General features: G+C 69.4%; 27 protein-coding genes. 16 read left to right on the top strand and 11 right to left on the bottom strand.

The window, feature by feature from the left end:
* Window positions 1–8 precede the first annotated feature (8 nt).
* Window positions 9–524, bottom strand: a complete 516-nt coding sequence (gene rraA / locus IM689_RS08030) for a ribonuclease E activity regulator RraA (protein ID WP_187037058.1) — start codon at window positions 522–524, stop codon at window positions 9–11.
* Between the two features lie 155 nt (window positions 525–679).
* On the opposite strand from rraA, the gene IM689_RS08025 reads away from it, so the two are divergent.
* Genes IM689_RS08025 through IM689_RS08015 form a run of 3 tightly spaced genes read left to right on the top strand, consistent with a single transcriptional unit; the run spans window position 680 to window position 1514 of the window.
* The gene (locus IM689_RS08025) at window positions 680–1057 is read left to right on the top strand and encodes a hypothetical protein (RefSeq protein WP_193643568.1); all 378 of its coding nucleotides are present in this window, start codon (window positions 680–682) and stop codon (window positions 1055–1057) included.
* Window positions 1054–1296, top strand: a complete 243-nt coding sequence (locus IM689_RS08020) for a hypothetical protein (RefSeq protein WP_193643567.1) — start codon at window positions 1054–1056, stop codon at window positions 1294–1296. The genes IM689_RS08025 and IM689_RS08020 overlap by 4 nt, the downstream gene beginning before the upstream one ends.
* Window positions 1293–1514 (top strand): hypothetical protein, encoded by a 222-nt coding sequence (locus IM689_RS08015; protein ID WP_193643566.1) that lies wholly within the window; start codon window positions 1293–1295, stop codon window positions 1512–1514. The genes IM689_RS08020 and IM689_RS08015 overlap by 4 nt, the downstream gene beginning before the upstream one ends.
* A gap of 13 nt (window positions 1515–1527) precedes the next feature.
* On the opposite strand, the gene IM689_RS08010 is transcribed toward IM689_RS08015, so the two are convergent.
* The 3 genes from IM689_RS08010 to IM689_RS08000 all read right to left on the bottom strand — a co-directional run bounded on the left by IM689_RS08010 (window position 1528) and on the right by IM689_RS08000 (window position 4178).
* Complete coding sequence (locus IM689_RS08010; RefSeq protein WP_193643565.1) at window positions 1528–2259, bottom strand: AraC family transcriptional regulator; 732 nt, start codon at window positions 2257–2259, stop codon at window positions 1528–1530.
* A 96-nt stretch (window positions 2260–2355) separates the two neighbouring features.
* Window positions 2356–3015, bottom strand: a complete 660-nt coding sequence (locus IM689_RS08005; protein ID WP_193643564.1) for a response regulator — start codon at window positions 3013–3015, stop codon at window positions 2356–2358.
* Window positions 3012–4178 (bottom strand): sensor histidine kinase, encoded by a 1167-nt coding sequence (locus IM689_RS08000; protein ID WP_193643563.1) that lies wholly within the window; start codon window positions 4176–4178, stop codon window positions 3012–3014. Before IM689_RS08000 ends, IM689_RS08005 begins: the two co-directional genes overlap by 4 nt.
* A gap of 49 nt (window positions 4179–4227) precedes the next feature.
* On the opposite strand from IM689_RS08000, the gene IM689_RS07995 reads away from it, so the two are divergent.
* From IM689_RS07995 to IM689_RS07985, 3 genes are all read left to right on the top strand, one after another.
* Window positions 4228–5007, top strand: coding sequence for a GAP family protein (locus IM689_RS07995; RefSeq protein WP_193643562.1), 780 nt, complete (start codon window positions 4228–4230; stop codon window positions 5005–5007).
* A 98-nt stretch (window positions 5008–5105) separates the two neighbouring features.
* On the top strand, window positions 5106–8714 hold the full coding sequence (locus IM689_RS07990; protein WP_193643561.1) for a proline dehydrogenase family protein: 3609 nt from the start codon (window positions 5106–5108) through the stop codon (window positions 8712–8714).
* Between the two features lie 142 nt (window positions 8715–8856).
* Complete coding sequence (locus IM689_RS07985) at window positions 8857–9405, top strand: LURP-one-related/scramblase family protein (protein WP_193643560.1); 549 nt, start codon at window positions 8857–8859, stop codon at window positions 9403–9405.
* Window positions 9406–9462: 57 nt separating this feature from the next.
* On the opposite strand, the gene arfB is transcribed toward IM689_RS07985, so the two are convergent.
* Together arfB and IM689_RS07975 are read right to left on the bottom strand one after the other, a co-directional pair.
* Window positions 9463–9903, bottom strand: coding sequence for an alternative ribosome rescue aminoacyl-tRNA hydrolase ArfB (arfB, locus tag IM689_RS07980; RefSeq protein WP_193643559.1), 441 nt, complete (start codon window positions 9901–9903; stop codon window positions 9463–9465).
* A gap of 8 nt (window positions 9904–9911) precedes the next feature.
* Window positions 9912–10352 (bottom strand): MarR family winged helix-turn-helix transcriptional regulator, encoded by a 441-nt coding sequence (locus IM689_RS07975; protein ID WP_193643558.1) that lies wholly within the window; start codon window positions 10350–10352, stop codon window positions 9912–9914.
* A gap of 110 nt (window positions 10353–10462) precedes the next feature.
* Here IM689_RS07975 and IM689_RS07970 point away from each other — a divergent pair, with 110 nt between their 5' ends.
* The gene (locus tag IM689_RS07970; RefSeq protein ID WP_193643557.1) at window positions 10463–11638 is read left to right on the top strand and encodes an MFS transporter; all 1176 of its coding nucleotides are present in this window, start codon (window positions 10463–10465) and stop codon (window positions 11636–11638) included.
* A 14-nt stretch (window positions 11639–11652) separates the two neighbouring features.
* Here IM689_RS07970 and IM689_RS07965 read toward each other — a convergent pair whose 3' ends face one another.
* Window positions 11653–13149 carry a serine/threonine-protein kinase gene (locus IM689_RS07965; RefSeq protein WP_193643556.1) on the bottom strand — a complete coding sequence of 499 codons (1497 nt, stop codon included), beginning with the start codon at window positions 13147–13149 and terminating at the stop codon, window positions 11653–11655.
* Between the two features lie 77 nt (window positions 13150–13226).
* Between IM689_RS07965 and IM689_RS07960 the strand changes: the two genes are divergently transcribed.
* The 4 genes from IM689_RS07960 to IM689_RS07945 all read left to right on the top strand — a co-directional run bounded on the left by IM689_RS07960 (window position 13227) and on the right by IM689_RS07945 (window position 15498).
* Window positions 13227–13517, top strand: a complete 291-nt coding sequence (locus IM689_RS07960; protein WP_047312549.1) for a YciI family protein — start codon at window positions 13227–13229, stop codon at window positions 13515–13517.
* Window positions 13517–13897: a DUF488 domain-containing protein gene (locus IM689_RS07955; RefSeq protein WP_193643555.1), complete on the top strand. Its 381-nt coding sequence runs from the start codon at window positions 13517–13519 to the stop codon at window positions 13895–13897. Before IM689_RS07960 ends, IM689_RS07955 begins: the two co-directional genes overlap by 1 nt.
* Entirely contained in the window at window positions 13894–14919 is a 1026-nt protein-coding gene (locus IM689_RS07950) for an alpha/beta fold hydrolase (RefSeq protein ID WP_193643554.1), read from the top strand. Before IM689_RS07955 ends, IM689_RS07950 begins: the two co-directional genes overlap by 4 nt.
* A 75-nt stretch (window positions 14920–14994) precedes the next feature.
* Window positions 14995–15498 (top strand): hypothetical protein, encoded by a 504-nt coding sequence (locus tag IM689_RS07945; protein ID WP_047312547.1) that lies wholly within the window; start codon window positions 14995–14997, stop codon window positions 15496–15498.
* Between the two features lie 44 nt (window positions 15499–15542).
* Here the strand turns inward: IM689_RS07945 and IM689_RS07940 are convergent, their stop codons facing one another.
* Window positions 15543–16265 carry a hypothetical protein gene (locus tag IM689_RS07940; RefSeq protein WP_193643553.1) on the bottom strand — a complete coding sequence of 241 codons (723 nt, stop codon included), beginning with the start codon at window positions 16263–16265 and terminating at the stop codon, window positions 15543–15545.
* 67 nt (window positions 16266–16332) lie between these two features.
* Between IM689_RS07940 and IM689_RS07935 the strand changes: the two genes are divergently transcribed.
* A complete protein-coding gene (locus IM689_RS07935) occupies window positions 16333–17106 on the top strand; it encodes a polyprenol monophosphomannose synthase (RefSeq protein WP_193643552.1) in 774 nt (257 codons plus the stop codon).
* Window positions 17107–17143: 37 nt separating this feature from the next.
* On the opposite strand, the gene IM689_RS07930 is transcribed toward IM689_RS07935, so the two are convergent.
* Entirely contained in the window at window positions 17144–17656 is a 513-nt protein-coding gene (locus IM689_RS07930) for a GtrA family protein (RefSeq protein ID WP_193643551.1), read from the bottom strand.
* Between the two features lie 103 nt (window positions 17657–17759).
* On the opposite strand from IM689_RS07930, the gene IM689_RS07925 reads away from it, so the two are divergent.
* The 4 genes from IM689_RS07925 to IM689_RS07910 all read left to right on the top strand — a co-directional run bounded on the left by IM689_RS07925 (window position 17760) and on the right by IM689_RS07910 (window position 21603).
* Window positions 17760–19439, top strand: a complete 1680-nt coding sequence (locus IM689_RS07925; protein WP_406565488.1) for an FAD-binding dehydrogenase — start codon at window positions 17760–17762, stop codon at window positions 19437–19439.
* Between the two features lie 79 nt (window positions 19440–19518).
* Window positions 19519–19932: a hypothetical protein gene (locus IM689_RS07920; RefSeq protein WP_193643549.1), complete on the top strand. Its 414-nt coding sequence runs from the start codon at window positions 19519–19521 to the stop codon at window positions 19930–19932.
* Between the two features lie 25 nt (window positions 19933–19957).
* Complete coding sequence (locus IM689_RS07915; protein ID WP_193643548.1) at window positions 19958–21100, top strand: AI-2E family transporter; 1143 nt, start codon at window positions 19958–19960, stop codon at window positions 21098–21100.
* Complete coding sequence (locus tag IM689_RS07910; protein ID WP_193643547.1) at window positions 21097–21603, top strand: NUDIX hydrolase; 507 nt, start codon at window positions 21097–21099, stop codon at window positions 21601–21603. The genes IM689_RS07915 and IM689_RS07910 overlap by 4 nt, the downstream gene beginning before the upstream one ends.
* A 36-nt stretch (window positions 21604–21639) precedes the next feature.
* On the opposite strand, the gene IM689_RS07905 is transcribed toward IM689_RS07910, so the two are convergent.
* Together IM689_RS07905 and IM689_RS07900 are read right to left on the bottom strand one after the other, a co-directional pair.
* A complete protein-coding gene (locus tag IM689_RS07905) occupies window positions 21640–22272 on the bottom strand; it encodes a response regulator (protein ID WP_193643546.1) in 633 nt (210 codons plus the stop codon).
* Window positions 22269–23558, bottom strand: a complete 1290-nt coding sequence (locus IM689_RS07900; RefSeq protein ID WP_193643545.1) for a sensor histidine kinase — start codon at window positions 23556–23558, stop codon at window positions 22269–22271. Before IM689_RS07900 ends, IM689_RS07905 begins: the two co-directional genes overlap by 4 nt.

Below are 23558 nucleotides of genomic sequence, written 5' to 3'. Positions count from 1 at the left end.
GGTCGGTGTCAGGCGATGGTGGAGAGGCGCTTCGCGTTCTCTGCTGAGGTGACCACGACGCCGTCCTCGTCGCTCCACAGGTGATCGCCCGGGGTGAACGTGGCGCCGCCGAAGCTGACGGGTACGTCCTTCTCGCCCTCGCCGGCCTTGGCCGACTTGCGCGGGTTGGTGCCGAGCGCCTTGACGCCGAGGTCGAGCTCGTCGACGGCGACGCTGTCGCGGATGGCTCCGTTGATGACGACGCCCGCCCAGCCGTTCTTCACCGCGGCCTCGGCGATCATGTCGCCCATGAGGGCGCTCTCGACGTTGGCGTCGCCGTCGACGACGAGCACCTTGCCCTCGCCGGGGGAGTTGAGGGTCTCCTTGACGATCTGGTTGTCGCGGAAGCAGCGGACCGTGACGATCGTGCCGTGGAAGCGGGCCTTGCGTCCGAAGCGGCGGAACTGCGTCGAGCACGAGTCGAGGGCGTCCTCGAGTTCGTCGTAGAGGTCAGCGGTCGTGATTCCGGCGTTCGTCTCGGACATGGGTGCCTCTCGTGTGGGTGCGGCCTGACGTGGGTACCACCGTAGAAGTCGAGCGCTCGTGATGGGGCGCAGTGCGCGCGATCGGTCAGGATGGTGACGTAACCCACTCGTCCGACGCACAGCTGCGTGCCCAACTCTTCGCTTCCGGCGTCCCGATGTTCGTGCGGCCGAAGGACCGGCTTCGGGGGCTGTCCGGGCGTTGCGCCGCGCCCTTGCTCACCGTGCTCGTCGTCCTTGTTGCTCTTGGACACCTCGTGGGCGTGGCGGAGGGTCTCGGGTCGACGCCTGTCGAGCAGGTCGCGGGGAGCACGCAGGCCGACATCCTCGTGACCATGAGCGTTCTCGTGCTTTCGCCTGTGTGGCTCGCCGTGTTCGCCTGGGTGGCTTCCTTCCCCGAACGGCTCGTCCTCGTGATCCTTGTTGTGCTCGCCGCCTACGTCGGAGCCGGCGCCGTCGGCCTGTGGGCCCTGCGGTGCGTGGGGCGCGAGCTCGGCACCCTCGGGACGATGGTCGGGCGCGTCCTTCCGGTATGACGCTCACGACCCTTTTCATGTTCTTCAACGCCGAGGTGTGGCAGGTCGTCCGCCACCTCTCGATGGGCAGGACGTGGCTGTTGGCGCTCGTCGGCAACGGATTGGGCCTGGTGTTCGCGCTGTTCGTCTCGCGCAACGTGCTCGGTGACCTTCAGGACCGTTTCGCGCGAGCCGAGCCCGGCGCCCCGCGCCTGCGTCCCGGCGAGCGAATCGACGTGCTCGTCCTCGGTTCGTCGTGACACTCGTACAGAACGTCCTGCTCGCTGCCGTCGTCTTCTGCTTCTTCACCGCCGTCTCCACGAGCGATGCGACGTACCGCCGAGCGTTCGTCGACCCCGCCTTCGAGGAGGTCGAGGAGGCCCTGCGGGTGCGTCACGCCTATCTCGCGACGGGCCGCGACGACAACCCCGGCGCCCCCGACAACCCGGACAACATGGCCGAGAACTCGGCGTCGTGACGCCCGTTCGGCGTCACATGGACTTGCGGTAACGGCCCGGCGGGATGCCGACGAGGCGGGTGAACGTACGGCTGAACCCGGCCTGGTCGGCGTAGCCGCAGAGGTCGGCGATCTGGGCGAGCGGCATGTCGGAGCCGGTGAGCAGCCCACGGGCCACGTCGATGCGCGTCGAGAGGATGAGCTGGCCCGGAGATCGCCCGAACACCCGACGGCAGCGCCGCTCGAGGGTGTCGACCGAGCACCCCGCCACGCGGGCGAGGTCCTGGGACGTGACGTTCTCGCCGAGATGGACGCGGATGTGCGCGACGACGGCACCGAGCGACGTCATCGTCCGGTCGTCCGCCGCACCCTCCCCGACGTCCTGCGACATGCTGACGACGCCCGTCACCCGGCCGTCCTCGTCACGCAGCGGCACCTTGGCGGTGACGTGCCAGCGGAACGGGCCGCCCGGAGCGCGGATGAGTTCCAACTCGTTGAACAGGGGGCGTCCGCTCGAGTGGACGCGGGCGTCCTGCTCCTCGTAGCGGTCGGCGAGTTCGGCGACGAACAGTTCACCGGCCCGGCGCCCGAGCACCTCGGCGCGGGAGCGCTTGTTCGTGCGTTCGACGAAGGTGGGGTTGACCGCGATGTAACGGCCGTCGGCGCCCTTGACGCAGAACATCGTGCCCGGAAGGTGGTCGACGAGATCGAGCACCGCGGGCCCCAGAGCGCCTGCGAGGGCGCTGAGTTCGGGGCCGTCGGGCATGGATCAAGAATACGGGTGCTTCAGCCCGGGATTTTGTAGACGTTCCGCGCTGTATACGACGCCGAACGTCTACAGAATCACCCGGACGCGACGCGCTCAGGGGACGAGGCCGGCGCGGCGGGCCGCAATGGCGGCCTGAACCCGGGTGGTGCACCCCAGCTTCGTCAGGATGCGCGAGACGTGGGTCTTCACCGTCGACTCGGCGATGAAGAGCGACGACGCGATGTCGGCGTTCGACAATCCCTCGCCCAGCGCAGCGAGGATCTCGCGCTCGCGGTCGGTGAGATCACTTGGCAATGTTGATCGTTCGTCAACTGCAGGCGGGTGCTCGATCGCGACGAAGCCCGTGATGACGCGGCGCGTCACCTCAGGCGAGAGCACGGCTTCGCCGGCTGCGACGCGACGCACCGCGTCGGCGAGCGGGCCGGCGTCGATCGTCTTGACGAGATAGCCGTCGGCGCCGGCGCCGAGGGCTCCGACGACGTACTCGTCGATCTCGAAACTCGTGAGCACGAGCACGCGCGACCAGCCGTTCGCGACGATCTCGCGGGTCGCCGCGATGCCGTCCGTGCCCGGCATTCGCACGTCCATGAGCGTGACGTCGGGACGCAGGCTGCGTGCCTGCTCGATGGCGACGGCGCCGTCGCGCGCCTCACCGACGACCTCGATGTCGTCGCACCCGTCGAGGATGAGGCGCAGCCCGGAGCGGATCGCCGTGTGGTCGTCGGCGAGCAGGACGCGAATGGCTGCGGTCATGCCACCACCTCACCAGAGTCGAGCGGAATGACGGCGTGAACGCGCCACCCTCCGTCGTGCGGGCCCGCCTCGAACAGGCCGCCGAGCGAGGTGACACGCTCCGACATCGACGTGAGGCCGTACCCGCCGTCGCTCCTCGGACCGACTCCACACGGCGAGTCGACGGTGATGGTGAGGTCGCCGTCGCGCGTCACGACGAGCCCGGCCCGCCCACCCGGGCAGTGCCGCTCGACGTTGGTCAGCGACTCCTGGACGACCCGGTAGGCCGCGTGCGCGACCTGGGGCGTCAGATCGCCGAGCGGGGCCGGCTCGTACCGGGCCTCGATCTCGAGGCCACGACCGCGGGCTGCGTCCACCGCATCCTCGAGGTTCGATGGCGGCATCGCCGGGCCCCCGTCAGGCCGCAGAACGGCGAGCATCGAGCGCAGTTCGCCCATGGCCTGCTTCGACGTCGTCCGGACCACCTGCAGAGCCTGCAATGCAACCCTCGGATTCGCGAGGCCCGCCTCGGCGTGGATCGTGATGGCCGCGAGGTTGCCCGACAGTGCGTCGTGAATCTCACCTGCCATCGCCTCGCGCTCGCCTCGACGGGCTTGCTCCTCGCGAAGCGCCGCCATGCGCGCGAGATCCTCGGCGCGAGCTCGTTCGGCCTCGACGAGGTCGGCCTGCTGCTTCGCCGACTCGCCCCACCAGTACGACGTGCCGAGGACCGCGAAGACGGTGAGCGCCGCCATGATGGCGACGCGTAGGTCGCGGGTCGCCACGAGCGTCAGCGCACCGACGGCTGCGATGACGGCGACGATGACGTGGGCGAGGTGGTCGGCGATCCGGCCTCGTCCGTAACGCCCGGCCGCGTGGACGAGTTCGATGAACACGAGCAACGACGCGAGGCTCCCGCCGAAGAACCCCTCGGCGACGAAGACGAGAAGGCCGACGCCGAGCGCGGTGAGCGGGCGCCCACGCCGAACGGCCATGAGCGCACAGAGCACCGCGAGGGGTGCGAGATGCCACCACCGTTCGAGTGTCCACGGCGTGTCCGTCCACGTCTCGACAAGACCGATCGGCACGAGGGCGACACCCAGCGCGAACATGCCGAATGCGCCGCGCAGGTCACGGCTCGTCACGGGAGCTGATGCAGGTTCGGCGGGGGCCACGTCAGTCATTGCAGCACGCCACCGGCCCTCATGCGTCCGTCGAAAGGATGACGCCGGTGTGCGCGAACGGCACTTCCTGCCGACGCGCGAGTACGGCGCGCGCGAGCACGCTGAGCGCATGGACCTCGAACTCGCTCTCACCCTCGTGGTGCTCGCGCTCGTCGACGCGACGAGTCTCGGAACCCTCGTCATCCCGGTGTGGTTTCTCCTCATGCCCGGACGGCCACGCGTGGGTCGGATGCTCACCTACCTTGCGGCCGTCGTCGGCTCGTACGTCGTGCTCGGTTTCGCGTTGCTCGCCGGTGCCCTCGTCGTCCTCGAACGGATCTCGGCCTGGTTCGCAGGGTCGAGCGGAGCCCACGTTCTGCTCGCCGTCGGAGCCGCCATGTTTCTCGTCGGCGTGTGCATGCCGACGAAGAAGGACGCCGAACCAGGACGCCTCATGCGCAGGATCACCACCTGGCGCGACCGGGCGATGGGCGCCGACGTCGACGCCGGCGTCAAGGCCGTCGTGGCGCTCGCCGTGGTGGCCGTCCTTGTCGAAGCGGCGTCGATGGTGCCCTATCTCGCAGCGATCGGTCTGCTCTCGGCGGCACCGATGTCGACGCCGGAGCGGGGCCTCGCGCTCGTCGCGTACTGCCTCGTCATGGTGGTGCCCGCCCTCCTGTGCCTGGCGGCGAGGCTCATCTTGCACGAGCGCATCGAGCGACCGCTCCAGCGCTTCGGGGCCTGGATCGAACGCACGAGCCACGAGAACCTCGCCTGGGCGCTCGCGATCATCGGGTTCCTCCTCGTGCGCCACGCGTGGATGGCCGGGGCCCGCCCGCCCTGGATGTGACCGGAACATTCGCTTCTGCCCCGTCATTGCGCGCAATCCGCGGCCACGCTGCGGCATTCGGGCAAGACATACGGACCGGTAGGGCGAACACTGACGGTATGAGCCAGATCACTGACGCGCCGCACACCCCCGCGGTGCCCGACACCGACCCCACCGCCGTCCTGCGCGAGCTCACGGACGAAGCCGTCGCCCTCGCCAAGAAGTGGGGCGACGCCACCGAAGCCGGCCAGACGAAGGCCGAGAAGCGCACGAGCGATCAGCTCGGCGCGCTGCTGCGTGACGAGAAGGGCCTCGACCTCGCGGTGAAGTTCGTCGACCGCGTCGCCCGCCCCGAGGACAACACGGCGGCCGCACGCGAACTCGCCCGCTTGTCCTCCAACGAGGCCACCGGGTTCATGGGCCGCATCGACGCCGCGCTCATGGGCATCGGCTCGCGCGTCGCCACCCTCGCGCCGCCTGTCGTCGTGCCCGCCGCGCGCAAGCGCCTGCGTCAGCTCGTCGGTCACCTCGTCGTCGACGCGAGCGACCCGACGCTGGGCAAGCACCTCGCCAAGGCGCAGGCGGACGGGTTCCGCCTCAACCTCAACCTGCTCGGCGAAGCCGTGCTCGGTGAGGCCGAGGCCGCTCGTCGCACCGAGTCGACCCGCAAGCTGCTCGCGCGCGACGACGTCGACTACGTCTCGATCAAGATCAGCTGCCTCGTCTCGCAGATCTCGACCTGGGACACGGAGGGAACGGTCGAGCGCGCCCTCGAGCGCCTGCGCCCGATCTACCGGGTGGCGAACGAGGCCTCGCCCAAGAAGTTCGTCAACCTCGACATGGAGGAATACCGCGACCTCGACCTGACGATCGAGCTGTTCACGCGACTCCTTTCCGAGCCCGAGTTCCATGACCTCGAGGCCGGCATCGTGGTGCAGGCCTACCTGCCCGACGCCGTGCCCGCGCTCGAGCGACTCATCGACTTCGCGAGGAAGCGCAAGGCGGCCGGTGGCGCCGGCATCAAGGTGCGTCTCGTCAAGGGGGCCAACCTCGCGATGGAGCGCGTCGAGGCCGAGGTGCACGACTGGGAGCAGGCACCGTACACCTCCAAGGAGGACGTGGACGCCAACTACCTCGCGTTCATCGAGCGCGCCACGCGCCCCGACGCGATGGAGGTTTGCCGACTCGGTGTCGCCTCGCACAACCTCTTCGACGTCGCCGTCGCGCACCTGCTGTCGGAGAAGCGTGGCGTGAGCGACCACCTCGACGTCGAGATGCTGCAGGGCATGGCGCCCTCGCAGGCGCGCGCCGTCAAGGCCGACGTGGGCACGGTGCTGCTCTACACGCCGGTCGTGAAGTCGGAGGACTTCGACGTCGCCGTCTCCTACCTCATCCGCCGTCTCGAGGAGAACGCGGCCGAGCAGAACTTCCTGCACGCCATGTTCAGCCACGACGACGAGGCCGACGACAAGTACAAGTACGTGCGCGACGGCCTCACCGGCACCGGTCGCCTCACGCCCATGGAGGATCAGGAGCGTCGTTTCCGCGAGTCCGTGGACGCTCTGGCCTCGACGCCCGTCGGGCCGCGCCGCAGCGCCGAGCGCAAGCCGATCGGTGACTACTTCGAGAACACCGCCGACTCCGACCCGGCGCTGCCGGCCGTGCGTGAGTGGGCGCTCGCGGCAGTGACACGTGAACCCGCGCCGCTGACCTCGCCCGAACTCACGTCGCTCGAGGCCGTCGACGAGGTCGTGAGCCGTGGCGTCGGTGCGCACGAGGCCTGGGCCGCTCGCCCCAACGCGGAGCGTGCCGCGCTGCTGCGCGAGGCCGCACGCGAACTCGAGAAGCGTCGTGGTGACCTCATCACCGTCGCGGCCGCCGAGGGTGGCAAGACGATCGATCAGGTCGACCCCGAGGTCTCCGAAGCCATCGACTTCGCGCGCTACTACGCCGACAGGTGCGAAGACCTCGTCAGCGGAATGGCCTCGGACGGAGCGCGATTCGAGCCTCACAAGCTGACTCTCGTCACGCCGCCGTGGAACTTCCCCGTCGCCATTCCGATCGGTTCCGTGCTCACGGCGCTCGCGAGCGGATCGGCCGTCATCATCAAGCCGGCGCCGCAGACGGTCGGCTGCGTCGAGGTCGCGATGGAGGCCCTGTGGGCCGCCGGCATCCCGCGCGAGGTTGCCCAGGTCGTGCGCGTCGAGGAGAACGAGAACGGCAAGGCGCTCGTGTCCCACGAGGACGTCGACACCGTCATCCTCACCGGCTCGATCGAGACGGGGCGCCTGTTCGCCGGCTGGCGTTCGCGTCACGCCGGTGGCCCGCGCGTGTTCGGCGAGACGAGCGGTAAGAACGCCCTCGTCGTCACGCCTGCGGCGGACCTCGACCTCGCGGCCGCCGACCTCATGAAGTCGGCGTTCGGCCACGCCGGTCAGAAGTGTTCGGCGGCCTCGCTCGGCATCCTCGTCGGCTCGGTCGGCTCCTCGCGCCGTTTCCGTGAGCAGCTCATCGACGCCGTGGAATCGCTGCGCGTCGACTGGCCGAGCGACCTCGGCACGACGATGGGCCCGGTCATCGAGCCGCCGTCGGGCAAGTTGCTCAAGGCGCTCACGACCCTCGAGGAGGGCGAGACGTGGCTCGTCGAGCCGAAGCAGCTCGACGAGACGGGTCGCCTGTGGTCGCCCGGCCTCAAGGACGGCGTGAAGCCCGGCTCCTTCTTCCACATGACCGAGGTCTTCGGGCCCGTGCTCGGCCTCATGCACGCCGACTCCCTCGAGGAGGCGCTCGAACTGCAGAACGCGACGCAGTTCGGCCTCACGGCAGGCATTCACAGCCTCGACGAGGACGAGATCGAGTACTGGCGCGAGCACGTCGAGGCCGGCAACGGCTACGTCAACCGCCACATCACCGGCGCCATCGTGCAGCGCCAGAGCTTCGGTGGCTGGAAGGAATCGGTCATGGGCCCGGGCGCCAAGGCCGGTGGCCCCAACTACGTCGCACAGTTCGGTACGTGGGTGGCGGACGGCGTTGCTCGTCAGGGTGCGCCGGTCATGCCGCGCGTGCGGGACCTGCAGGAGATCCTCGCGCCCCTCGCGCGTACCGAGGACGACGCGGCGTGGCTGCTCGCGTCGCTGCGTTCGGACGCCTACGCGTGGCGTGAGGAACTCGGTATCGAGTCCGACCCGTCGTCGCTGCGCGCGGAGAGCAACATCTTCCGTTACCGCCCGCAGCCGCGCGTCGTCGTGCGCGCGGAACTCAGCGAGGGTCTCGACGCCGATGACCGGGCAGCCGACCGCACCCTCGTCGAGGTGGCGCGTCTCGTGCTGGCCGCGCACCTCGTCGGTTCGTCGGTTCGCCTGTCGTGGGACATCGCCCTGCAGCCGGCGCTCAAGCGACTCGAGGAGACGGGTGAGGGCCGCCAGGCGCTCGCGTGGCTCGACCGCGTCGGCGAGGTGGAGAGCTCCGCGCAGTTCGTGTCGTGGGCTCGCGCGCAGGCGCTCGACGGCGAGTCGCTGCGTATCCGCATGGTCGGCGCGGACGCCGACGGTGAGACCGCTGCGGCGCTCACCGAGGCACCTGCTGCCGACCAGGGCGCCAGCATCACGCCGCTGTTCGGCGAGGTGCTCTCGACCGGCCGTCGTGAGCTGCTGACGTTCCTGCGCGAGCAGGCGATCAGCCGCACCCTGCACCGCTTCGGTCACGTGCCGCCGGAGCTCGTGCGCTGATCGACGCCACGAGAGGACGCGCCTCGCAGCCGACGCTGTGGGGCGCGTTCTCGTGTCATCGCCCCGGTGTCGCGGCGTCGGGGAGTGACGGTGGCAGCCGCGCGGCCACCATCTCGTGTCGGCAATCGGGCACCATGAATCCGTGGCACTTCTTCAGTCGGACGTTCTCGTCATCGACCAGGTCACGAGCTTCATGGGTAACGACTTCGCCATCATGGACGCCGGTGGGCAGCCGATCGGGCGCATCCGCACCGACGGTGGTGCGCTGAAGCGCTTCGCCCTCGGCAACCGCGAACTCACCATTCTGGACACCGACGGCTCCCTGTTCATGCGCATCGACGACGTGATGAACTTCGGGCGCGACCGCTACGTGCTCCAAGACCCCAACGGTCAGCAGTTCGGCGAGGTGGTCAAAGAGTTCACGTTGTTCTCCAAGCGGCTCACCGTGAACCTCCCGGACGCGACGCTGCAGTTGTCGGGCAGCTTCTTCGAGCGCGAGTTCGAGGTGGTCGGCCCCGGTGGACCGGTGGCTCGCGTGTCGCGCCGGTGGCCGGGCATCGGCGCGGCGTTCCTCGGCAAGGAGCGTTACGTCCTCGGGTTCACTCCTGAGGTTCCCGGCCCGACTCGCGCCGCGACACTGGGCGCGGTCGTCGCGCTCGACCTCATCCGAGCCAAGGGCCAACAGGGTTAATCCGGCTTCTCCTCGGCTGAACCGGGTGAGCGTCCCCCGGGCGCCGGGTCAGGCGTCTCAGTCGAGGCCGGGCTTGCGACGCTGCTGCTTCGTCACGCTGCGCTGCTTCTTCGCCTCGAGGCGCCGCCGCTTCGAACCGCGCGTCGGCTTCGTCGGCCGGCGAGGCACCGGTGGGGCGACCGCCTCACGCAGGAGGGTAGCCAGGCGCTCGCGGGCGGCTGTGCGGTTACGGCGTTGCGAGCGGTGCTCGGCTGCGGTCACCGTCAGCACCCCGGCCGCGAGCCGCGCGTCGAGGGCTGCGAGCACGCGGGCGCGCTGGGTGTCGTCGAGCGCGCTCGTCGTCGTGAGGTCGAGGCTGAGCTGCACGCGCGAGTCGGTGGTGTTGACGCCCTGACCGCCCGGCCCGGAGGCGTGGGAGAACTGCTCCTGCAGCTCGGCGGCGGGGACGCGCAGGCCACGCGGGGCGCCAGGCCCCGGCATCACCAACAGATCGTCCACGTCAGAAGTCAGTGCTTCTCGACGAAGGCGACGAGGTCGGCGAGTTCTGGCTTTACCCGGGCTGATTCGAGCGAGGCGGCGAGGACACGGTCGTGCGTGGGGCGGGCCTTCTCGTAGGCGGCGCGACCTTCCGGCGTCAGCTCCGTGTAGATGCCGCGCCGGTCGTCCGCGCAGATGATGCGCGTGAGGTAACCGCGGTCTTCGAGTCGGTTGACGAGCCTCGTCGTCGCGGAGGGGGAGAGGGCTGCTGCGCGCGCCACCTGCGCCATGCGGAGGTGGAACGTGCCGTCCTGGCGCGACAGGGCGTCGAGCACCGTGTACTCCACGACGGTCAGGCCGTGGCCCGCGACGAGCTCCTTCTCGAGACAGGTCTCGATGTGTCCGTGGAGTGCGGCGAGCGTGCGCCAGCCCGAGGCGCGGACCTCGACGGCGGTGTCAGCGATACCCATGAATTCAGTATACGCCGCTTGCAATAGAGCGCGTGTGCAACTAACGTCACGCAAGTTAGTTGCACGCGCGGTATGTTGCCGCATGGAATGAACCTCGAAAGGTTGCACTCATGCCTGTCGGACTGCTCGCCCTGGCCCTCGGTGGCTTCGGCATCGGGCTCACCGAATTCGTCATCGCCGGCCTGCTCACCCCGGTCGCGAACGACCTCGGGGTCTCCGTGCCCACGGCCGGCTACCTCGTGAGCGGTTACGCCCTCGCGGTCGTCTTCGGTGCGCTGGCGCTGCCGCCGCTCCTCGCGAAGTGGGCGCCGAAGCGTGCGCTGCTGCTCCTCATGGTGCTGTTCGTCGTGGGCAACGCGATCTTGGCACTGGCACCCGGCTACGCCGCGCTCCTCGCCGGACGTGTCGTCGCGGCCCTCGCGCACGGCGCCTTCTTCGGCATCGGGTCCGTGCTCGCGGCGGCCCTCGTGGCCAAGGAGAAGCAGGCCGGCGCCATCAGCATCATGTTCGGTGGGCTGACGCTTGCCAACGTCCTCGGCGTGCCGATGGGCACCTTCGTCGGTCAACAGTGGGGCTGGCGGGCGACGTTCGCCACCATTGCCGTCGTCGGAGTCGTCTCCTTCGCCGGCATTGCAGCGCTCGTTCCGGACGCCCACGCCGAGTCGTCCGAACGTAGCCTCCGGGCCGAACTGGCCGTCTTCTCCCGGGCCCAGGTCTGGTACTCCCTCGGCATGACAGTGCTCGTCTTCGGCGGCATGTTCGGTGCGTTCATGTACATCGAGCCGCTGCTGACTCGCGTCACCGGTTTCGACGACGGCGCAGTGCCGTGGCTCCTCGTCCTCTTCGGCGTCGGGCTCTTCGGCGGCAATCTCCTCGGTGGGCGCCTCGCCGACGCAGCCCTGCGCCGCACCCTGACGACGTGGACGCTCGCGCTCGGCATCGTTCTCGTGGTCTTTGCGCTCGTCCCGGGCAACAAGGTGGCGGCGGCAGCACTCCTGCTCGCCATGGGCTTCTTCGGGTTCGGCACGGTGCCCGGCCTGCAGATGCGTGTCATGCGCTACGCCGACGAAGCGCCGACGCTCGCGAGCAGCGCGAACATCGCCGCGTTCGACGTCGGCAACTTCCTCGGCGTGTGGATCGGCGGCCTCGCCATCGCGGCCGGCCACGGCTTCGGTTCGCCGCTCTGGGTCGGCGCAGGCTTCGCGTTCGCGGGCCTCGGGGTGCTCCTGTTCGCCGACGCCCGCAGCAGCGCCCGGTCGACGGCAGCGGCGGCAGTGGCCTGCTGACCGCCGAGTTGCGCCTACTGGCGGCGAAGCTTGCCCTCGGCGAGTGCAATGCTCTGATGATCCTGCGGCGAACAGCGCTGCGCTCTCAGCTCGAGCACGAGGCTGCGCACCCCCGTGACGTCGAGCGAGAGTGCTTTCGCCTTTTCGCTCGAGAAGTTCACGGTCTGCTTCGTGTCGCCGTCCAGGCGCACGACGACGGCGCCGGTGTCCCCCGAGGGGTTGGGGCGCGCGTTGAAGCCGGCGAGCAACTCCATCTGAGTGAACTCACCGTCGAGGGTGAAACGCACCGGACGGGTGCAGGTGGGGGGCGTGAGATCGCGGGCGACGACGGCGTCGTCGAAGTCACGCCCGTCGATCGTGGCGCTATTCTTCTCCGCCTCCGAGCCGGCGAGACGACTGGACAGCGGAACCACCGTCGGTTGCGCCCGTGTCGTCGACGAGGAGGTGGTGGCCGATGGTTTCGCCTTCGTCTGCTCCGAGCCGGTGTCGCGCAACAACAGCCACGCGACGAGCGCGACGAGGCACAGCCCGACGACGAGCCCGACGCCGAGCGCGATGCTGCGACGGTGCGACGTGCTCTCGTCGTCATCGTCGGAGACGGTCTCGGGAGAGCTTCCGGAGGTCGGCAGTGCCGAACCGATGAGTCGCGTGGGGGGAGAGGCGTGCAGGGGAGCGGGGGCCGGCATCCCGGCGAAGCGCGGCACCATGTCGGCCAGCTGCGCCGCGACGGCGGAGGCGTCGTCGGGCCTGTCTCCCGGGTTCTTCGCCATGAGCGCCGCGACGAGGTGCCACAGCTCGTCCGGCATGCCGTCCGGGCGTCCGGGCGCGTGGTCGGCGTGCATCCGCAGGAGCGCGACCGGCGAATCAGAGCTGAACGGCACGATGCCGCACGCCATTTCGTACAGCGTGATGCCGAGGGCGTAGAGGTCGCTGGCACGCCCGCTCGGCAACCCGTCGCCGAGCTCGGGCGCGAGGTACTGCGGGGTGCCGATGACGTTCGCCGTGCCGACGTGCCCAGTCGCCGTCACGGCGAGCGAGGCGATGCCGAAGTCCGCCAACTTCGGCTCGAGGCCGTTCGGGGTTTCGTCGAGAAGCACGTTCTCGGGCTTGAGGTCGCGGTGCAGGACGCCCGCGCCGTGCACCGCTGCGAGGCCGGCCGCGATCCGCGAACCGAGGGACGCCACCTCCGCAGGCGGAAGATTGCCGCGCTGCTGGAGCAGGCCGCGCAACGACGGCCCGCCGATGTAATCCATGACGATGGCGAGGCGCGGGCCCTCGACGACGAGGTCGTGCACGCGGATGACGTGAGGGCTGCGCAGATTGACGAGCAGGTTGCGTTCCTGGAGGAAACGCGCGACGACGGTGGGGTCGTCAGCCATCTCGGGGCGCAACAGCTTGAACGCGAGGGGGCGGCCGTCGACATCGCGACCGGCCCACACCTGACCCATCGCGCCCGCGCCGATTCGACGTTCGAGCACGTACCGGCTGCCCAGCTGCCAACTCTCCGACACGTGGTTTCCCTCCCTGCCCCGATCGCCTCGATCTTATGGTCTGCCCGGTGTCACTGGTGGCGAGTAGGCTCGAAGGCATGGCGATTTTCGCGGTCTCCTACCGCTACAGCGACGACGTCGCCGCGCGCGACACCCACCGCCCCGAGCATCGCGAGTTTCTCGCGCAGTGCGAGGGCCTCCTGCTCTCCGGGCCGCTCACCGACCCGGCCGGCGCGCTGCTGCTCGTCGCAGCCGACAGCGCCGAGCAGGTCGAGCAGCGTCTCGACGGCGACCCGTTCCGCCGTGAAGGGGTCATCGTCGAACGCGTCGTCCGCTCCTACGACCCGGTGCTCGGCAGCCTCGCGGACGCCGTCGCCGCCCACCGCTGATGGCCACCCCCGACATCGAGGTGGGCAAGGTCCACACCGCGCGCGACGGTGAGGCGATGCGCGTGCTCGTCGACCGGTTGTGGCCCCGCGGAGTCTCGAAGGAACGAGCAGACCTCGACGAGTGGGCGAAGGACGCCTCCCCGAGCACGGACCTGCGCAAGGAGTTCCACGGCGGAGATCTGAGCTTCGAGCAGTTCGCCGACCGCTACCGAGCCGAGCTGGCCGACGGTGACGGTGCCGACGGGCTGGAGAAGCTCGCCGAGACCGTTCGCGGCACCGACGGGCGCGTCCTCCTCCTCATCGCCGGTGACCCGACCGGTGACAACCACGCTCAGGTGCTCGCGCAGGCGCTGCGAGAGCAGATCGGAGAGAGCTCGTGAGTCCCGCCTCAGAAAACGAACCGGGCAACTCGAGCGCAGCTCTGGCCGCCGACGTCGACGTTCTCGACGCTGCCGCGGCCGAGGCGCTGCTCGCCGCGTCTCTCGCCACGAACGTCGACGAACCCGAACCCGACCTGCCGCCCATCACGACCGTCGAGGTCGACGGCGTCACGGTGCATCACCGCGACAGCGGCCACAACGTCTCGGGGCCCACCTACGTCCTCGTCCACGGTCTCGGCGGGAGCCTCGCGAACTGGGAGCCCGTCTGGCCCTACCTCACGCGCCTCGGGCGGGTACTGACACCCGACCTCGCCGGCTTCGGGCGCACCGAGGCCGACGCCGGCCGTTCCGCGGTCGGCGACAACGTCGACCTGTTGAGCGCCTACCTCGACGTCGTGGACGCGCGAAACGTCGTACTCGTCGGCAACTCGATGGGCGGGATGATCTCGCTGCTGCTCGCCGCGAAGGGCCACCCGCAGCTCGAGCGGCTCGTGCTCGTCGACGCGGTCGTGCCGTTCGGCCCCAAGGTGCGTCCGAACCCCCGGGTCGGTCTCACCTTCGCGCTCTACATGTGCCCGCCCCTCGCGCGCTTCGTCGTGCCGCGCTACGTCCAGCGTCGCGGCACCGACCAGATGGGCCTCGATGGCGTACTCGTCGTCGTGGCCGACCGTCGTCGCGTGCCGCGCTGGGTGTGGCGCCGGGCCGTCGAGGAGGCGCGGGCACTCACCGAGATCCAGAGCGCGGTGCCCTCCCTTGTGCGTGCTGCGCAGTCGATCGTCACCGCAGGAGCGTCGCGAAGCTACCGCCGCGCGCTGGCCGAGGTGACGGTGCCCGTCACGTTCCTCCAGGGAGACGCGGACGCGCTCGTGCCTGCCCGCGGCGTGCGCGCGGCGCTCGCGAGGGTTCCGGAGTGGAACTACGTCGAGGCCGAGGGCGTCGGTCACGTGCCGATGTTCGAGGCTGCGACCTGGACGGCTGCCGTCATTGCGGGCCGGATTCGCGGAAACATCACGAATATGTAACGGTAGGTGACTTGTGGGCGATGAACCCATGACCGACCGAGAGGCCAGAACCACGGGCCCGACGAGAGGAAAATCGTGCACCACCACGCTTTCACCCGAACTCGCCGCATCCTGCCGGCAACCGCGGCGAGCCTCGGGCTCGCGGTGACGATGGCCGCCTGCGGCAGTGCGAACAGCGACGACGCCAGCCCCACTGTCACGACCTCCAGCGCGACGACGAACGCGGGCAAGCCCGGCGCGACGCCGGCCCTGCGCGCAGCCTGCATCGACACGAACAAGAAGGTCGTCTCGGCCAACTCCACCTGGAACAAGGCTGTCGACTCGCGCAAGGCGGCCGACCTCAGCAAGGCGTCGACCTCGATGGGCAAGCTCGCCGACGAACTGCGCGAGCAGGGCAAGAAGTCCGGCAACGCCAGCTTCAAGCAGAAGGCGGACGCCGTCGCCAAGAAGGTCGGCACGCTGACGAAGGCCAAGGCGCCCTCGAAGACCGTCGACACGAACACCTACAACGACGCGGTCGACGACCTCACGTCCTACTGCGGCCAGATGTTCCCGTCGGCGACGAAGAAGTCGGCCTGACGCACTTCATCGGGCAGGGTCGAGCTGCCCGATTCCCGGGCTCCTCACCTCTCGTCGAGGGCTCTGACGCGAGTCTCCGCCGCCGCGAGGGCGGCCTGTGCACTGTCACGGGCCGCCTTCGCGGCGTCATAAGCGTCTACCGCAGCGCTCAACCGGTGGCGGGCCCGCTCGACCTCCTGCATCGCCGTGCGACGTTCGGCGTCCCGCGCGGCAGCCTCTCGCTCGGCCTCCCGGTCGGCTGAGTCGGTGTTCACGATGCGAAGAGCGGCACGGCCGCGTGCGGCTGCGTCCCGATGTGCGAGGGCGTCCGACAGGTCAACCTCACCCCACCCCGAATAGCGCAGGCCCCGCACCAGGGTGCGGCTCGCGACGGCGGCCTCGGCGCTGGGGTCGGCTGTCGCGGCGAGCAGCGTGCAGCGAACCTCGTCGCGCACCGCGGGTGAGACGGAGACGGTTGCGAGGACGGCGTCGAGCAGGCGGTGGCGTTCGGACGTGAGGCGTTTCATCTCGTCGGTGTCGAGGCGCGTCTGAGCAGCCCGTAGGGCGGTGCCGACGGCGAGGAGTTCACCGAGCGGCTGATCCTCCAGGTGATTGACGGTCTCCGCGGCCACCGTGGGTTTGCGCAGCGCCGTGATCGCGCGGGCGACATCGGCGGCGCCCTCACTCTTCGCCCGAGCCGCGAGTTCCTTGCGGACCCGCACGAAATCGGCTGCCGGTCCGTCGTAGAGGCGACGGACGGCGTCATCGAGGCTGATCGGCACGGGCATGCTCACCATTGTGCGGCCCATGGGTTACGTTTGCTGTCTCGTCCCCGTCGCCTGACGAAAGTTACCCATGCCCGCGTTGCCCTCGGCGCAGGAGCGCCCCGCGATCGATCGCGTACTCGTGCTCCTGCCGACTTACGACGAGCGCGAGAACCTTCCCCGGATCCTCGAGCGCGTCCATGCCGCTGTTCCGCATGCGGACATCCTCGTCATCGACGACAACTCGCCCGACGGCACCGGTGAGATGGCTGACGATTTCGCAGCCTTGAGCGCGCACATCCACGTGCTGCACCGTCGGGGCAAGGAGGGGCTCGGGAAGGCGTACCTCGCAGGATTCGCCTGGGGTCTCGAACGCGGTTACGACGCTCTTGTCGAGATCGATGCCGACGGCTCGCACCCCGCAGAGGAACTACCGGCGATGCTCGAGCTGGCTCGCCAAGCCGACCTCGTCATCGGCTCGCGCTGGATCAAGGGCGGGTCGGTGGTCAACTGGCCCAAGCAGCGCGAGGTCCTCAGCCGAGGAGCCAACCTCTACGTGCGCGCGTTGCTGGGTACGCACATCCACGACGCCACGGCCGGGTACCGCGTGTACCGCGCCCCGATGTTGCGGGCCATCGACCTCGACGGGATCACGACGAGCGGATACGGCTTCCAGGTCGACCTCACCCTGCGTGTCCTCGAGGCCGGCGGCGTCGTCGTCGAGCACCCGATCCGCTTCGCGGAGCGAGAGTTCGGCGTCTCGAAGATGTCGCGCGACATCATCGCCGAGGCCTTCACGCTCGTGACGACGAGCGGCCTGCAGCATCGAGCCCGTCAGATGAAGGCGCTCCTGCCGGGACGCTGATCGCGCTCCCTCCACGCAGGTAGCGGCTGAGTCGCGGCTACTTCTCGTGGGCGTCGTGGTGCGTGGGCGGGGCACCTTGCTCGGCGGCCTTGCCGAAGACGACCGTGCGGTAGAGCACGAACCGCATGAGCGTGCCCAGGCCGATGCCCAGAACCACGTGCACGTTGACCCAGAACGGCTTCGTCACGTCGAGGACGTAGTGGGCGAACGCGACCCACGCCGAGGTGACTGCGAGCGCGACGCCGTTGACGCCGAAGAACAGAACCACCTCGTGATGGACCGGGCGCCCCTCGCGTTCGCGGAACGTCCAGTACCGGTTGCCGAGCCAGGCGAAGACGGTGGCGACGGCACCCGAGAGGATCTTGGCCGTCGTGTACTTGTCGCTCAGCGCACCGTGGATGAGGACGTTGAACAGGCCGAGGTCGATGACGGCGGCGAAGGCGCCGACGAAGCCGAACGTGCTGACCTCGCGCCAGAACGTCGACAAGGGGGACGACGAGGGCTCCTGTTCCGCTTCGTGTTTCGAAGCCGCGGTGTCCTGGGTCGTCATGGTGCCCGAGTCTAGCGGCGCCCCCTCGGCTCGACGGTAAACGGCCCGGGTGACAGGAGGCCTCAATTATCGTGACGGCAACGATGCAGAGGGAGTGATGGGCATGACTGAACGAACGTTCGACACGATCGTCGTGGGAGCAGGGCTCGCCGGTCTCGTGGCGGCCGCGGAGCTGACGGCGCGAGGGCGCCGCGTCGCCGTCGTCGAGCAGGAGAACCGGGCGAACCTCGGTGGGCAGGCTCACTGGTCCTTCGGCGGTCTCTTCCTCGTCGACTCTCCTGAGCAGCGTCGCCTGCGTGTGCGCGACAGCCTCGAGCTGGCGTGGGCCGACTGGTGCAACAGTGCTCAGTGGGACCGCCTCGACGGCGAGAACGCCGAGGACACGTGGGGGCGCGCCTGGGCTCGTGCCTACGTCGAGTGGGCGGCCGGCGGCAAGCGCGAGTGGCTGCGCGAGAACGGCATCAACCTCACGCCGATGGTCGGCTGGGCCGAGCGCGGTGACGGGCGTGCCGACGGCCACGGCAACTCGGTGCCGCGCTTCCACATCGCCTGGGGGACGGGCACGGGCGTCAGCGGGCCCTTCGTCGAGAAGGCGCTCGACGCCGAGAAGCGCGGGCTGCTCACCTTCTTCCACCGCCACCGCGTCGACGAGCTCGTGACGACGAGCGGCGCCGTCACCGGTGTGCGCGGCACGGTGCTCGCGCCGGACGACGCCGAGCGCGGCGTCGCCTCGAACCGCGATGCCGAAGGTGACTTCGAGGTCGAAGCACCCTCTGTGATCGTGGCGAGCGGCGGAATCGGTGGCAATCACGACCTCGTGCGTCGCTGGTGGCCCGAGAGCCTCGGCACCCCGCCGTCGTCGATGATCACCGGCGTGCCGGAATACGTGGACGGACGCATGCTCGACGTGGCCGAGAGTGCCGGCGCGCGCCTCGTCAACCGTGACCGCATGTGGCACTACACCGAGGGCATCCGCAACTGGAACCCCGTGTGGCCGCAGCACGCCATCCGCATCCTGCCCGGCCCGTCGCCGTTGTGGTTCGACGCGATCGGCCGACGCATGCCGCAGCCCTGCCTGCCCGGTTTCGACACGCTCGGCACGCTGCGCCACCTGCGTACCGACCCTGCGATCAGCGCGTACGACCACTCCTGGTTCATCGTGACGAGCAAGATGCTGGAGAAGGAATTCGCGCTCTCGGGTTCGGAGCAGAATCTCGACCTCACCTCGGGCAGTCGCAAGGAAGTCGTCAAGGCCCGCCTGGCCTCCGGCGCGCCGAAGGCCGTGGCCGACTTCGTCGAACACGGTGCCGATTTCGTCGTCGCCGACACGATCGACGAACTCGTGGCGAAGATGAACACACTCACGGACGAACCGCTGCTCGACGCCGACGCTGTGCGCACGCAGATCGAGGAGCGGGACCGGCAAATGGGCAACCCGTACTCCAAGGACGTTCAGGTCATGACGATCCACAACGCCCGCAATTACCTCGGTGACAAGCTCGCCCGGGTGAGTTCGCCGCACCGGGTTCTCGACCCGAAGGCCGGCCCACTTGTCGGTATCAAGCTGCACGTCCTGACCCGCAAGAGCCTCGGCGGCATCCAGACCGACCTGCAGTCTCGCGTGTTGGACGCCGACGGGAACGCCGTCCCGGGTCTCTTCGCGGCCGGTGAAGCCGCTGGGTTCGGAGGTGGAGGCGTGCACGGATACAACGCACTCGAGGGGACGTTCCTCGGCGGCTGCCTGTTTTCCGGGCGCGCGGCCGGGCAAGCGGCGGCGGGGTGATTCGGCCTTCGGCCTAATAATCCACTTCGAGACGAAGGAAGAAGTCGCCGACGCGGTACTTGCGGCCCACGGAGATTGGATGGTGAAGGCCGCCGAATCGGTACCCGGACGTGGCGCGCAGAAGCTGATCAATCTCGGCTATGTCGTGTGCGACGCCCTGGCCACGGGCTTCCTTTTCCAGGCCACGGCCCGGCTCGCCGTCGAGCGTGAAACCTACAGCGAGGGACGCCCGGCGTCCTTCCACATGTGGGAGTCGATGGCGCGCCACATGATCGAGAGCCTGGACCGCGACGGCGCTTTTGCCAAGAGGATCGACGCCGAACGCATGGCGCGGATGCTCACCGGGGCCCTGCTCGGGTTGCACCTCACGCGGCAGGCCACCGGGCACGAGCAGGGCCTGCACGAGGAAGTGGAGTACTTCTGGCGAACCATCGCCCCGGTGCTCATTGCCCCCTCCGAGTACGAGGCCCTCGAACTGAGCCGTCCGGCCTGAGCGCTCGACGTGGGAAACTGGCCCGATGAACGAGCCGGTTTCCCCTGACAAGGCGCGCGCGAGCGTCCCGTTCGGCATCCGCCTCGCGGGTGCCTGGTCGGGTTACCTCCTGCTCGTCGCAGCCGCAGTGGCGCTCGTGTTCTGGGCCCTGGCAAAGCTCGGCCTCGTGACCGTTGCGCTCGTCACCGGCATCATGGTGGCGGCGCTCCTGCAGCCGCTCGTGGCGTGGCTCGTGCGCCGAGGCCTCGGGCGCGGGCTCTCGGCCGTCATCTCCTTCTTCGTCGGATTCGGGTTCATCGCGCTGCTCGTGTGGTTCGTCTGGGCCCAGGTGGCCGATTCCAGCGGCGAGTTCGCGAGTCAGTTCGGCGGCGCCCAGCGCGGTGCGCGTGACTGGTTGGTCGACGGTCCGCTCGGCCTCGACCCGGCCACTGCGAACACCTACACCGTCGATCTGGCCAAAACGGTGAGCGAGCACTCCGGCGACATCACCGCACAGGCCGGTGGCTATCTCGGTCAGGCGGCAGGCGCGCTGTCGGGTTTCGTCCTGACGCTTTTCTGTGTTCTCTTCCTTCTCGCCGACGACGGCTCCATCTGGCGCTGGTGCGTGCGGGTGCTCCCGCGCCCCGCCCACAACTATGCGGATCTCGCCGGCGCGGCAGCATGGAGGACGCTCGTCGTCTATATGCGATCGCTCGTCCTGCTCGCCGTACTCAACGCCGGGGCGATGCTGCCGGTCATGTGGATCGCCGGTGTCCCACTGGCCGTCCCCCTCACCGTGGCGCTGTTCCTCGGCTCCCTGGTGCCGCTCGTCGGCGTGCTCGTCGCGGCGGTCCTGCTGTTCGTCATCGCTCTCGTCAGCAAGGGCATCGTCACCGCGATCGTGATGATGGTGGCGCTCGCCCTCGTCATCCAGCTGTTCGGCAATCTCGTCAACCCGATCATTCTGGGCAAGTTCGTCGATCTCCACCCGCTCGTCATCCTGCTCGGCGTCACCGCCGGCACCGTGCTCGGAGGGGCTTTCGGCGCCTTCACCGCGGTGCCGCTGATCGCCGTCGTCAACAACATGGTCAAGGTGATGCGCCGCTACCACGTCTCGGGAGAGGTGGACGAGGACCTCGACCACGTCCCGGAGGCGCGCCTTGAGAACCTCGTCGAGGAGTCACTGTGAACGCTGCGAACCCTTCACCCCTGCGGATGGCGGCGCTGCGCCTCTACAAGTTGCTGCCGGTCGGCATCAGCCACCGCATCGTCCACGCGATCCAGCCGACGTTCACGGCGGGTGCCGTTGCGATCATCGAGTACGACGGTCGGGTGCTCGCGCTGCGGCAGGTGCACCGCAAGGGCTGGTCGCTGCCCGGCGGGCTCATCGACGGCGGTGAACAGCCGCGCGACGCCGTCATCCGTGAGGTGCGCGAGGAGACCGGCCTGACGATCGAACCGGGTGGCGCGATGGCCACGTACTTCGTGCCGGAGATTCGGCACATCGACGTCATCTTCCGCGTCCACTGCGAAACGAAACCGCACGTCGAGGTGGCCAGTGAGGCCCTCGAATCGGGCTGGTTCGCCCTCGAGGAACTGCCCGAACCCGACGACTCGACGCGCCGCATCCAACACGCCGTGAAACTCGCGCGCGTGGCTCCGCAGCCGGGTCACCTCGTCGACCCCTCCTGAACTGACATGGTGATTGCCTCACCACGTCGAATTCCGTCAGCGCAGGATGCCGGCGGTGCGGGCCTTGGCGACGGCGTCCGTGCGGGAGGTGGCGCCAAGCTTGTCGTTGATGTGCACGAGGTGGGTCTTCACGGTGGCCTCGGAGACGAAGAGTGCCTTGGCGATCGCGCGGTTCGTCGCGCCGTCGGCGACCCGTTCCAGAACGTCCACCTCGCGCGCCGTGAGAGAGGCTGTCGGCTGCGCGAGGCGGGTGACGAGGCGCTGCGCTACGGCCGGTGCGAGCACCGTCTCGCCGCGTGCCGCGCGGTGGACGGCGTCGACGAGGGTCTCCGGTGGGGCGTCCTTGAGCAGGTAGCCGCCGGCGCCCGCCTCGACGGCGCGCAGGATGTCGGTGTCCGTGTCGTAGGTCGTGAGGATGAGCACCGCGGGGGCGCATCCGCGGCCACGGATGGCCGCCGTCGCACTCACACCGTCCATGCCGTCGCCCATCTGCAGGTCCATGAGGACGACGTCGGGCGGTGTTCCGGTGGCCGTGAGCCGATCGAGTTCGCCGATGGCCTCCGCGCCGTCACTCGCTTCGGCGAGAACGTCGATGCCCGACGCCACGAGCAGGGCCCGCAGGCCGGCTCGAACCACGGGATGGTCGTCGGTGAGCAGCACCGTGGTCACAGGGCGCCTCCGTTCGTCGTGACGGGCGATGGTGCGGCAGGCGAGGTGGCCGTCGGGATTTTGACGAAGAGCGCCGCCCCTTCACCGGGGGCCGACTCGACCTCGAGCTGCCCGCCGAGTTCGACGAGGCGCTCGCGGATGGCACGCAGGCCGAATCCGCTGCCACCGAGCGGGGCGCGCTCGACGGCGGCCTCGTCGAAGCCGACACCGTCGTCGATGATCTCGAGCGTCACGTCGGTGGGCGAGTAGGCCAGCGTCACCCCGGCGCGCGAAGCCTGGGCGTGAATGCGCACGTTGGCGAGACCGCTCTGTGCGATGCGCAGCAACGCGACCTCGACGGGGGACGGCAGCGGGCGGGCGTCCCCGTCGCACGTCGTGGACACCGCGATGCCGGTCTGTTCGCCGAGGCGCTCGGCGAGGCGGCGGAGGGCAGCGAACAGGGGAGCGTCGGCGAGTTCCGTCGGCGCGAGGGCGTGGACGACCTCGCGGGACTGCGTCAGCCCTTCCGCGGCCTGTTCCTCGATCTGACGCAACAGCGTGCCCTCGCCGTCCTCGCGCGCCAGCCCGGCACGCGAGAGGAGCAGGATGCTGGAGAAGCCCTGGGCGAGGGTGTCGTGGATGTCGCGGGCGAGGCGCTCGCGCTCGGCGAGGACCCCGGCGCGGTGCTGCGCGTGCGCCAGTTCCTCCTGGGCGGCGAGGGCGTCGTCCTGCGCAGCGACGAGTTGGTCGACGAGGAGGTTGCGGGCGTCGTTCTCCCGCCGCAGTTGGACGTACACCCATGCGATACCGAGGGCGACGAGCATGCCCATGAACGGGCCGATGAGGCTGCCCGGTCCCCGCGTCGAGTTCGAGCTCGCGAGAGCGACGACGCTCGCAACGAGCACGACAGCGACCAGGGCCGCGGCGAGCGCGCGTCGCGCGACGTAGAGGACGAGGAAGTAGAACGCGAACGCCAGCCACGCGAAGTCGGCAGCCACGGCGAGCAGCGCGATCCACGCCACGACGAGCGCTGAGATCCACACCTGGGCGAGCTGTTCGCGGCGCGCGTCGGAGACCGGACGGCGCTCCAGCGTGAGGCCGAAACAGTAGAGGCCCATGAACAGCGCCGACGCGACGAACAGGAGCGCGAGGTGCGGTGCCGTCATCGTCTGCGTGAGAAGCGCACGCGCAAGCCCGACGACGAAGAGCAGGACGAAGAGCACGTGCATGGCGGCCTGCATGGCGCGGATTGCGCGCGCCGTCTCGGGGCGTCGGGCTGTGGCGGACGGCGGCGGGTGGGCACTCAT

The organism is Dermacoccus barathri (assembly GCF_015070805.1).
Classification (GTDB): domain Bacteria; phylum Actinomycetota; class Actinomycetes; order Actinomycetales; family Dermatophilaceae; genus Dermacoccus; species Dermacoccus abyssi.
This window is presented reverse-complemented; position numbering and strand designations above follow the sequence as displayed.

Coding starts and splice junctions, on each gene's coding strand:
- rraA (WP_187037058.1), bottom strand. CDS start 524: ATGTCCGAGACGAACGCCGGAATCACGACCGCTGACCTCTACGACGAA.
- IM689_RS08025 (WP_193643568.1), top strand. CDS start 680: ATGTTCGTGCGGCCGAAGGACCGGCTTCGGGGGCTGTCCGGGCGTTGC.
- IM689_RS08020 (WP_193643567.1), top strand. CDS start 1,054: ATGACGCTCACGACCCTTTTCATGTTCTTCAACGCCGAGGTGTGGCAG.
- IM689_RS08010 (WP_193643565.1), bottom strand. CDS start 2,259: ATGCCCGACGGCCCCGAACTCAGCGCCCTCGCAGGCGCTCTGGGGCCC.
- IM689_RS08005 (WP_193643564.1), bottom strand. CDS start 3,015: ATGACCGCAGCCATTCGCGTCCTGCTCGCCGACGACCACACGGCGATC.
- IM689_RS08000 (WP_193643563.1), bottom strand. CDS start 4,178: ATGACTGACGTGGCCCCCGCCGAACCTGCATCAGCTCCCGTGACGAGC.
- IM689_RS07990 (WP_193643561.1), top strand. CDS start 5,106: ATGAGCCAGATCACTGACGCGCCGCACACCCCCGCGGTGCCCGACACC.
- IM689_RS07975 (WP_193643558.1), bottom strand. CDS start 10,352: ATGGGTATCGCTGACACCGCCGTCGAGGTCCGCGCCTCGGGCTGGCGC.
- IM689_RS07970 (WP_193643557.1), top strand. CDS start 10,463: ATGCCTGTCGGACTGCTCGCCCTGGCCCTCGGTGGCTTCGGCATCGGG.
- IM689_RS07960 (WP_047312549.1), top strand. CDS start 13,227: ATGGCGATTTTCGCGGTCTCCTACCGCTACAGCGACGACGTCGCCGCG.
- IM689_RS07955 (WP_193643555.1), top strand. CDS start 13,517: ATGGCCACCCCCGACATCGAGGTGGGCAAGGTCCACACCGCGCGCGAC.
- IM689_RS07940 (WP_193643553.1), bottom strand. CDS start 16,265: ATGCCCGTGCCGATCAGCCTCGATGACGCCGTCCGTCGCCTCTACGAC.
- IM689_RS07935 (WP_193643552.1), top strand. CDS start 16,333: ATGCCCGCGTTGCCCTCGGCGCAGGAGCGCCCCGCGATCGATCGCGTA.
- IM689_RS07930 (WP_193643551.1), bottom strand. CDS start 17,656: ATGACGACCCAGGACACCGCGGCTTCGAAACACGAAGCGGAACAGGAG.
- IM689_RS07925 (WP_406565488.1), top strand. CDS start 17,760: ATGACTGAACGAACGTTCGACACGATCGTCGTGGGAGCAGGGCTCGCC.
- IM689_RS07920 (WP_193643549.1), top strand. CDS start 19,519: ATGGTGAAGGCCGCCGAATCGGTACCCGGACGTGGCGCGCAGAAGCTG.
- IM689_RS07915 (WP_193643548.1), top strand. CDS start 19,958: ATGAACGAGCCGGTTTCCCCTGACAAGGCGCGCGCGAGCGTCCCGTTC.
- IM689_RS07900 (WP_193643545.1), bottom strand. CDS start 23,558: ATGAGTGCCCACCCGCCGCCGTCCGCCACAGCCCGACGCCCCGAGACG.